General features: G+C 44.5%; 10 protein-coding genes. 7 read left to right on the top strand and 3 right to left on the bottom strand.

What is annotated here, in order from left to right; genetic code table 11:
* Positions 1-456 precede the first annotated feature (456 nt).
* Genes PF479_RS11415 through PF479_RS11405 form a run of 3 tightly spaced genes read left to right on the top strand, consistent with a single transcriptional unit; the run spans position 457 to position 2,697 of the window.
* Complete coding sequence (locus PF479_RS11415) at positions 457-1,419, top strand: LysM peptidoglycan-binding domain-containing protein (RefSeq protein ID WP_298006488.1); 963 nt, start codon at positions 457-459, stop codon at positions 1,417-1,419.
* Between the two features lie 20 nt (positions 1,420-1,439).
* Complete coding sequence (locus PF479_RS11410; RefSeq protein ID WP_298006485.1) at positions 1,440-2,396, top strand: sigma-70 family RNA polymerase sigma factor; 957 nt, start codon at positions 1,440-1,442, stop codon at positions 2,394-2,396.
* A gap of 46 nt (positions 2,397-2,442) precedes the next feature.
* Complete coding sequence (locus tag PF479_RS11405) at positions 2,443-2,697, top strand: hypothetical protein (protein WP_298006483.1); 255 nt, start codon at positions 2,443-2,445, stop codon at positions 2,695-2,697.
* Here the strand turns inward: PF479_RS11405 and PF479_RS11400 are convergent.
* A complete protein-coding gene (locus PF479_RS11400; protein ID WP_298006480.1) occupies positions 2,689-3,795 on the bottom strand; it encodes a DUF3524 domain-containing protein in 1,107 nt (368 codons plus the stop codon). The two genes, PF479_RS11405 and PF479_RS11400, sit on opposite strands and share 9 nt — an antisense overlap.
* A gap of 85 nt (positions 3,796-3,880) precedes the next feature.
* On the opposite strand from PF479_RS11400, the gene PF479_RS11395 reads away from it, so the two are divergent.
* Positions 3,881-4,537 carry an HAD family hydrolase gene (locus tag PF479_RS11395; RefSeq protein WP_298006477.1) on the top strand — a complete coding sequence of 219 codons (657 nt, stop codon included), beginning with the start codon at positions 3,881-3,883 and terminating at the stop codon, positions 4,535-4,537.
* Between the two features lie 39 nt (positions 4,538-4,576).
* Positions 4,577-6,331 carry a phospho-sugar mutase gene (locus PF479_RS11390; protein WP_298006475.1) on the top strand — a complete coding sequence of 585 codons (1,755 nt, stop codon included), beginning with the start codon at positions 4,577-4,579 and terminating at the stop codon, positions 6,329-6,331.
* Positions 6,332-6,350: 19 nt separating this feature from the next.
* On the opposite strand, the gene PF479_RS11385 is transcribed toward PF479_RS11390, so the two are convergent.
* On the bottom strand, positions 6,351-6,635 hold the full coding sequence (locus PF479_RS11385) for a hypothetical protein (protein WP_298006472.1): 285 nt from the start codon (positions 6,633-6,635) through the stop codon (positions 6,351-6,353).
* 88 nt (positions 6,636-6,723) lie between these two features.
* Between PF479_RS11385 and rnhA the strand changes: the two genes are divergently transcribed.
* Together rnhA and PF479_RS11375 are read left to right on the top strand one after the other, a co-directional pair.
* Entirely contained in the window at positions 6,724-7,173 is a 450-nt protein-coding gene (gene rnhA / locus PF479_RS11380) for a ribonuclease HI (protein ID WP_298006469.1), read from the top strand.
* A 53-nt stretch (positions 7,174-7,226) separates the two neighbouring features.
* Positions 7,227-8,780 (top strand): YifB family Mg chelatase-like AAA ATPase, encoded by a 1,554-nt coding sequence (locus PF479_RS11375; RefSeq protein ID WP_298006466.1) that lies wholly within the window; start codon positions 7,227-7,229, stop codon positions 8,778-8,780.
* A gap of 20 nt (positions 8,781-8,800) precedes the next feature.
* Here the strand turns inward: PF479_RS11375 and PF479_RS20795 are convergent, their stop codons facing one another.
* Positions 8,801-8,941: a hypothetical protein gene (locus PF479_RS20795; protein ID WP_367277230.1), complete on the bottom strand. Its 141-nt coding sequence runs from the start codon at positions 8,939-8,941 to the stop codon at positions 8,801-8,803.
* Positions 8,942-8,952: the final 11 nt, after the last annotated feature.

Here is an 8,952-nt window from a genome sequence, read left to right as displayed (position 1 = left end):
GGGCAATAACATTGCCCTGGTGTATTTTCTGTAGAAGGCCGAAGGGTGCCCTGGATGATTAAGTGGTATAGGCCTAAGGGTCTCAGCCCGACTCTTTTTTCTCCTAAGCAAATATTTCTTCAATAATATTTACAGACATTACTCAGGATAATCCCTTGATTGCTGAGAGGATTTGAACTGGAGTTGCGGCTTCGAATACCTGGAGAAGCAAAATGCCAAGGATGGCATTTTAGCAATGGAAGAGGGCCAGTAGGGAGCCGGTAGGCCCTTAGGCCTTTAGAAATAAAACACTGAAGTATAACAATACTTCAGTAGATGGATAAATGTGGAGAACGTAAGGCAAATCCTAAGAATCTTTGATGAGAATTTGAACCTCCGGTTCGAAGTATTCATGTCCTACCAGGGCAATAACATTGCCCTGGTGTATTTTCTGTAGAAGGCCGAAGGGTGCCCTGGATGATTAAGTGGTATAGGCCTAAGGGTCTCACCCCTATTTCACGTTTCCTTGTATTCGTAGACAAACTTTCGAGAGCTGAAGATTTTTCTTTCACAAAGATTGTACAGTTCCTCCGCCATATAGCCGAAATTGAAAGTATGCAGAAATATAGAACTCGGATAATCACCATATCAATTTTGCTGTTTATTTCACTCACAATCCAGGCTCAACCTCTCAGTCATACACTGCTTCAGGGAGAAACCCTTTATAGCCTATCCAGGAGATATGGTGTTTCAGTGACCGAGATTATGATTGCCAATAACATCAATTCACCTGAGAATCTGTCTGTTGGTAGTCATTTGATCATACCCGTGATGAATTCCCTGAATTCGAATGACAATTCGAAGACAAATCAGTATATTGTTCAGAAAGGTGATACCTTTTATCGAATAGCCCGGAATTACGGATTATCGGTGAACGAACTGATGGAACTCAATGATTTTAGCGGTAATGGTCTTCTCAGACCCGGAGAATCGCTGATTGTCTCTTCTGGTTCAGAAGAATCAATTCAATCAGGGAGTTCTCCTGTCGTAGAAAATAGTGTATCTCATGTTTCTACCTCCTATTCCGACAAGCTTGTCTGGCCGGTTGAGGGAATAAAACAGTCATTGACGGGAAAACTCCGAGGAGTCAAAATTGAGGCCTCCGAGGCTTCTCTTGTCCGGTCTATCGCATCGGGGAATGTTGTCTGGACGGGGCCCTACAGAGGATTTGGGCAGGTCGTATTGATTGATGTAGAGGGCTATATATATCTCTACGGTGGAAATGAAGATGTCTTTGTAAATGTTGGTGAGTATGTTCAGGCAGGCTCACGTATTGGTAGACTGGGGCATTCCGGGCTGGCAACAAGAACTGTAAGTATGTATTTTTCCGTTTTTAAAGACGGAATCCCTGTGAGTGTCGTGTCAGCACCCCGGGGATAAACTATTAACCCGGTGGTATTATGCGAAAAATCAATGAAAAATCAATAGACTCTATCAATAACGAAACTGACCCCTTGGCTTTGTATCTCAAACAAATATCCAGATATAACCTGCTGACTATCGGTGAGGAGCAGGATATCGGAATCCGGCTGGAAAAATTGGGGATTCAGCTGGATGAGCTGGATATGGAGATTGAAGCAGAGAATATCTCACAAGAGGATTTTCTGGTTCAGAAACGATTGTTTGAAGATCAGATGAAGTTACTGAAGAACAGAATGATTCAGTCCAACCTGAGGCTGGTTGTGTCCATCGCTAAAAAATATCAGCACCGGGGAATGTCCTTACTGGATTTGATAGATGAAGGGAATATTGGTCTCATAGAAGCTGTTGATCGCTTTGATTATACAAAGGGATGCCGTTTTTCTACATATGGTACCTGGTGGATCAGGCAGGCGATCATTAAATCTCTGGCAGATAAATCAAGAATCATCCGGATTCCAATCCATATGCTGAATACCATAAAAAAGAGCTATCTCGTTTCCAAACAGTTGACTCAGGACCTGGGAAGAGATCCTCTTCCCGAGGAAATGGCTGAATACATGAACCTTCCCGTGGAAAAGATTAAGGAGATCATGTCTTTATCTCAGGAAACTGCATCATTGGATACGACTGTCGATCAGGATCACATGACCCGTCTCAGTGATTTGATTAAGGATGAACATAATCAGGAACCCATCGAAATGGTTTTCAACCTTTCCCTTCAGGAAACAATTAATGATGTGTTGAAACAACTCAGTGAAAGAGAAATGAAAATTATTCAACTGCGGTTCGGTTTGAATGGTAAGAACCCCCTGACCCTTGAAGAAACGGGAAAAGTTCTGGGTATCACCAGGGAGCGGGTCCGTCAGATTCAGGAAATGGCCATTGCAAAAATGAGAAATTTCAAAACAATTAAAGATCTAGAAGATTACGTTTAGATTTAAGACTGTTCATTTAAAATAAAATGTCGATAATTTAGGTTATATGGAAGATATAAACCCATTATTTTATGTAGAACTCCGGGATGATTTTGATGACAATTGTACTGTCAGAGAGAAATCACCCTCTTTTCCAGGAATGATTGATCCATTTCTGGAGGCCCGAATTCATGTCTCAAGTGGAAAGGTCTATCCTGTTCTCCAGGTTAAGGGTGATCATGACCTTTTGATCCTTGATGATAGAGGATTCCTCTATGAAACACCCCGTCAGTTGTATAAGTTTGCTGAAAAACTATTTTAGTCCCGAGATTTCAAGAGTTTCATCAATAAGTGCATTCAATTCCAGTATTATTTCTTCCCAGCCGTAGCGGACCATCTTCAGTATCAATTTTTCCCTTAAGAGGTTCAAATCGGGATGATCCATAAGAAGACACAGCTTTTCAAACAGGTCTTCCTCATGGGTATAAAGACAATCCTTATGAAATTCACGGGGGAGAACTTCCGGATAGGCCAAACGATCCGGCATGAGAGGAAGTACCCCGGCACTCATGGCTTCTACCATTGAAATTCCAAAATTCTCCTGCCGAGCCGTAGTCACAACAAAATCCGCTTTTTTTAACCACATCTCATAATCTTTCCGGCTTTGGACGAATCCATAATGAACGATTTCTTCTTTAAACAGAGACTTTGCCTCATGAAAGCAGGAGGGACTGTCTTTGAAGGATTCTCCCAATAGGGCCAACCTGAAGGGGATAGTTTTATTTTTCAGTTTTTTCAACAATGAGAAGAAATCTTCAGGATTTTTATCATGCTCCCAGCGATGATTCCATAAAAAGAGTGGGGATTCATTCTTTTTCATTTTCAAGTTCTGGAGGTCATTCCTCTCAATGATAGAGCAACCAGGGGAGATTATGACCGATTTATTCCTTATTATATTTTCAGGATCAATTGGATTGCAATCAGGGAGGCTTCGACTGAATCTTTTAAATTTATGACAGAAACTATCCAGGTTGTATTGTGAGTTGAAAATCAGTTTGTCCCCTATAAGGAAATTAGAATAATCCTTCCAAACGTAATGAAAATCCCTCTTTTCTCCCTCATTGAGGGGGTAATCCAGCTGATTTTCATGAACATAAAGGATGTGAGGAATCTCTCCCCAGCCTGAATATACCTTCCATTGTGCTAAATCCATCAGATTTGTTGCCATGACCAAATCGGGTTTTTTCCTGTTATTGATCATCCTGGCAAATTCCATACCAGCCGATTCCATGCGCCATTTCCAGAACCGTCCGGGTAGAGTGAGGAGTTGTACATTGTGTTTTGTATGGCGGATAAAACCGTCTGCAAAGTACTGATGAGATCCGGCATAGAAGGGTTCAAGAAATAAAATGTTAGCCATACGCCTATATTATAGTGAATCAGGGCTTTGACAAAGCCTATGTATATGCGTTGCAAAACAAGGGTTCTTCGACTATGCTGACCTCATGAATAAGGTCTCCTTTAAAGCCGTAATCTTTGATCTGGATGGAACCCTCGTTGATTCCATGAAGGATATTGCTTCGGCAGTTAACCGGGTTCTCATCGATTATAATCTGCCCCCTCAAGAGGTTGAATCTTTCCGCAGCAGGGTAGGCTGGGGTTTAGCAAAGACCCTTGAGATGACAATGCATAATTTGGACACGGAAGAGATGAACAAGGCTACGTCCCGGCTCGTTGAGTATTACAGAGCAGATCCCTGCTCGCAAACGGAAGTTTATGAGGGCATACTCACTCTTTTGAAACTATTGAAGGACAAGGGACTTTCCCTTTTTGTATATACCAATAAGGATCAAATCACAGCCAATTTCATTATCGATGCAGTATTTCCTGGGGGGACATTTGAAGCTGTTTTTGGTGCCCGTCCCGGTCTTTCCTTAAAACCCGATGCCCGATCTGCGGCCGAAATCATCAGGCAGTCAGGGTTTTCATCCGACGAGATTCTATATGTCGGAGACTCTGACGTCGACATGGAAACAGCAATGTCTGGAAATATGAAGGCTCTGGCTGTTTTGTGGGGGTACCGCAGCAGAAAACAGCTGAATAAGTATAAAAAACTCGCTTATGTTGAAAGGGCAGATGAAATCGGCTGCTGGATCATATAAACTTAAAATATCAAAAATGTGAAATCTGAGGGGATTAGAATGGAACGGGATAAACTGATTGCCAAGGCAAAGGATTATTTACAAAAAGAGAATAATCTTCATTTCAGCAAACAGGTAGAGACTCTATTAGCTGAAGAGAACTGGGAGGAACTGAACGATCGTTTTTATACGGACCTTTCTTTCGGTACTGGAGGTCTCAGGGGGGTTATTGGAGGCGGTCTGAACCGAATCAATCCTTACACCGTCAGAAAAGCTACTCAGGGTCTGGCAAATTATATCTTAAAATATGCACCCCGGGATAAAAGGCGTGTGGCTCTTGCTTATGATTCCCGCCATTTCTCTGATCTTTTTGCAGAACAGGCCGCTCTGGTTTTTGCAGGAAACGGGATCGAAGCCCATCTGTTTACATCTTTGAGACCTACTCCTGAACTCTCCTATGCGGTTCGTCAATTGAATTGCTGTTCCGGAGTCATGGTCACTGCGAGTCATAATCCTGCTGAATACAATGGGTATAAGGTGTACTGGGAAGATGGAGCTCAGATCACATCTCCTCATGATACCGGCATCATCACAGAGGTTCGGGCGGTCAGTGAAGAAATCAATGTTCTATCCCGGGATGAAGCCATAGAAAGAAAGCAGCTCTTTATGATCGATGAATCCGTGGATATTCCCTATCTGAATATGGTTATCGCCCAGTCTCTCAGACCGGAAATGGTGAAAGAAAAAGGGAAGGATCTCAAAGTCGTTTATACCCCTCTTCACGGATGCGGTACCATTCCTGTTGAAACGGCCCTTACAAAAATGGGAATCCAGGTGATCACCGTCAAGGAGCAGCGGGAGCCTGATGGTGCGTTCCCCACAGTCGCTTTCCCAAATCCGGAAATCACATCTGCCATGCAGATGGCCCTGGATTATGCCGTGAGAGAAAAGGCCGACCTGGTTATGGGTACAGATCCTGATGCAGACCGTCTTGGTATCGCCGTACCCGATGGGGACGGTTATACTCTGATTACAGGAAATCAGCTGGGTGCCCTTCTTACGGATTATATCTTTTTCTCCCGAACAGAATTAGGAACCCTGCCTCCCCATCCTGCTTTTATCAACACAATTGTGACAACGGATCTTCAGATTAAAATTGCCGAATCCTATGGAGCTGCGACTTTCAAGGTGTTGACCGGCTTCAAATTCATCGGTGAAAAAATGAGAGAATTCGAAGAATCTGGCTCACATAATTATGTCTTTGGCGGTGAAGAGAGCTATGGTTTTCTTGTCGAAAATGAAGTGAGAGATAAAGATGCTGTGTCTGCGGCCACCATGAGCGCCGAAATGGCATTGTGGAATGTGGCTCAGGGACGGACAGTCCTGGATCATCTGAATGATATCTATAGACGCTTCGGCTATTACGAAGAATCTCTGATTTCCCAGTATTTCAAGGGGCAGTCCGGGCAGGATGTCATGGCTTCCCTGATGACTAAACTCAGATCCACACCTCCATCCACCCTGGGCGGAGTGACGGTGACAGCTTTCAAGGACTATCAGGAAGGAACCACCCGTAACCTGGTGACTTCAGAATTAGACACAGATATTGATCTGCCGGCTTCCAACGTCCTCCAGTTTCTGCTGGAAGATGGTAGTCTGATCACTGCCAGACCTTCGGGAACCGAACCCAAGATTAAATTTTATGCCTCCATTTGCGGGGAAAAGGGCCTGGAATTGACGGAGGCCAAAAAACAGGTTTCATCTAAAATAAAAGCCATTGAAAAAGATATCATGGCTATGATGCCTGCTTCCTGAATATAAAGTGCAGCCCGGATCAGAATCCAAGTCTTCGTCTCCGGGCTGTTTCCATATCTGAAAGGATCTCCCGCAGATGGCTTTCATCCAGAGTCTTTTCGTTGACCTGGTCCTGAAGTCTGGTCAGGTAGTGTTCTTCCATATTGTAAAGCTCATCACTCAATTCTGCAGACCAGATAAACCGTGTAAGGTCTTCCTCTTGCTCAAGCATGGACTGAATCCGCTCAGTGAGAGTCAGTGAGAGGTACCATCTAACATCATCAATTTCCAGACTGTATTCTTCCAGTAACTTTTTTACATTCATCAGGTCCCTCCGGTAATTTTTAGATATGCTATCAGGAAATGTCTCTTTTCCCTATCCCGGAAGATAAATAAATTGTATTCTTTCGTCCATGAATACTGAAGAATCAATTACAATTTATACAGATGGCGGCTGTACCGGAAATCCCGGACCTGGAGGCTGGGCCTGTGTCCTCCTGACAGGCGGTGTAGAACATCATTTTTCCGGTGGAGATGCTGAAACAACCAATAACAGAATGGAAATGACTGCGGTCATAACGGCCCTGGAAAGAATCAAGGAAATGGGCTTACCTCTGAAAGCACAGATCTATACGGACTCACAGTATGTGAAAAACGGCTTGACTGTGTGGATTCACGGATGGATTCGGAACGGCTGGAAAACAGCGGCCAAAAAACCCGTTAAGAACAAAGAGCTGTGGATACAAATGAAAGAGTTGTGTGATCAATTTGAACTGTCCTGGAATTGGGTGAAGGGTCATTCCGGAGACAAGTACAATGAGCTCTGCGATAGTCTTGTAGAAAAAGAACGGCTGAAATTCTAATAGTTTGAAGCATTTTATCCACCCCGGCCGTAATAAGTGCTGTGGGGGACTAGATGCAGATATTCAGTTTTGCAGCAGCAGGTTTTGAGGGTTTTTTAATCCGGGTCGAAGTTTCTATCAGGCGGGGTATTCCCGCTGTTGATATTGTGGGACTCCCCGACGGAGCCGTCCGTGAAGCCCGTGAGCGGATAAGGGTGGCCATAGAGCAGTCGGGCTTTCAATTCCCGAGCGGTAGAATCCTGATCAATAGGACTCCTGCGGATATTCGGAAGGAGGGTGCTTCTTTTGATTTGTCTCTGGCCGTGGCAGTCCTCCTCGTTTCCGGTCAGATTCCTTCCGGTTCAAATCAAAAAAATACTAATGATGAAAAATGTCTGATTCTGGGAGAGCTGGAACTTTCTGGTAGTCTGCGCCCGGTAAAGGGGACTCTTTCTGCCGTTTCAGAAGCCTTAAAGTGTGGAATTCGAAAATTTATCCTCCCTCCTGACAATTGCGGAGAAGCTTTTTCTGCCGGAGCGATTGATGTCATCCCACTGGCGCATCTAATAGAATTAAATGAACTTCTTTCCATGGATACCATACCCCGTCCTCCCACTCTTCATGTGAAAATGAAGCAGAACAGGTCCGAATCCGTCAGCCCTGATATTAAGGATCTCAAAGGGCAGGCTTCTCTCAAACGTGCTCTCATGGTTGCGGCTGCAGGAGGACATCATATGCTCCTTTTTGGTCCTCCCGGATCGGGCAAAACTTTGGCGGCCACCATGCTTGAAGGGTTGCTTCCGGAGATGGAAGATGAATGTTCCTTTGAGGTTTCCCGAATATGGTCTCAGGCAGGACGGCTAGGGTCTGGTGGTGGTATTTTACGGCAGCAGCCTTTCCGTTCACCCCATCATTCGATTCCTCTGGAAGGTTTTATCGGCGGGGGAATTAACCTGACTCCCGGTGAAATATCATTAGCCCATGGTGGAGTGCTCTTTCTGGACGAGACTCCCGAGTTTCAGGGGCGTATTCTTCAGAGCCTGAGAGCGCCCCTTGAAAATGGAAGAGTGACCCTGTTTCGTGCCGGTAAATCCTACTGGTTTCCTTCTGATTTTCAACTTGTTATGGCCGCCAATCCCTGTCCCTGTGGAAATATGGGCCGGGGAGATTCTATCTGTATCTGTACAGAGCTTGAGATTAACCGTTACTGGAAGAAAATTGGCGGGGCTTTGATGGATTGGATAGATATCAGAGTCCCCGTTGAAGCAGTGACACCAGAAGTTCTTCTCTCAGAGAGCGATGAGACTTCGGCTGATCTCAGACTGAAAATAGATGAGGCAGTGGAAAGACAGAACGTACGTTATGAGGGGACAGGTATTCACAGGAATAGATCTCTCAAAGTAGCTATGATCGAAGAGTACTGCGTCCTGAGCCCCGAGCTTCAGGACTATTTCGCCTTGATGGCAAGAAAGATTGGTTTTTCCTCCCGGGCCTGTCATTCAGTACTCAAAGTGTCCCGTACCATAGCCGATCTGGCGGGGCATGAATATATTGAGCAGGAAGATCTGGAAGAAGCCGGGCAGTATAGGCGCTACGGTGACAGCAGTTTGTTCTGGAATGTGGGGTAGGATGAAAATGACGGGCTGCTCTAAAATCCGGTAAACAGCAAATCAATGGCTGTTGTAAATTCTTGTCTCAGGACTGCCGCATTCATGACTTTCTCACCCATCAGTTCAGAGGGAATGGCCGCCAATTCTGATATGAAAATTATATATTCCTCCTTTCCGATACTAATGGGGA

The organism is Oceanispirochaeta sp., assembly GCF_027859075.1.
GTDB lineage: Bacteria > Spirochaetota > Spirochaetia > DSM-2461 > DSM-2461 > Oceanispirochaeta.
Note: the sequence above shows the minus strand (reverse complement) of the source record. Positions and strands in the feature narration are given on the sequence as shown.